1 protein-coding gene is annotated in these 608 nt (G+C 71.1%); it reads right to left on the reverse strand.

What is annotated here, in order from left to right:
* Positions 1–608, reverse strand: a 608-nt coding sequence (locus U9977_RS05500) for a tetratricopeptide repeat protein (protein ID WP_322748074.1), incomplete at both ends; no start/stop codon positions are given.

The raw sequence follows: 608 nt of genomic DNA on the forward strand, positions 1-608 counted from the left end.
CTCGACAGCCAGACGCCGAGGTTGGTCAGGGAGCCTGCGAGGTCGGGTTCAAAGGCGGCCCGATTCGCCGCGGCCAACCGCCGGTAGATTTCGACGGCCTGTTCGGTGGCGGTCAGGGCGTCTTCCCGCCGGCCCAGTCCCGACAGCCGGACGCCGAGGTTGTCCAGGGAGGTGGCGAGGTCGGGTTCGAAGGCGGCGCGGTTGGCCGTGGCGAGCCGCCGGTAGATTTCGACGGCCTGTTCGGTCGCGGTCAGGGCCTCCTCTCGCCGGCCCAGTCCCGACAGCCGGATGCCGAGGTTGTCCAGGGAGGTGGCGAGGTCGGGTTCGAAGGCGGCGCGGTTGGCCGTGGCGAGCCGCCGACGGATTTCGACGGCCTGTTCGGTGGCGGTCAGGGCCTCCTCTCGCCGGCCCAGTTCCGACAGGTCGGCGCCGAGGTTGTCCAGGGAGGTGGCGAGGTCGGGTTCGAAGGCGGCGCGGTTGGTTGTGGCGAGCCGCCGACGGATTTCGACGGCCTGTTCGGTGGCGGTTAGGGCCTCCTCTCGCCGGCCCAGTTCCGACAGCCGGATGCCGAGGCCGGTTAGGGAAGCGGCGAGGTCGGGTTCGAACGC

This window comes from Protofrankia sp. Cas8, assembly GCF_963555845.1.
Lineage (GTDB): Bacteria > Actinomycetota > Actinomycetes > Frankiales > Frankiaceae > Protofrankia.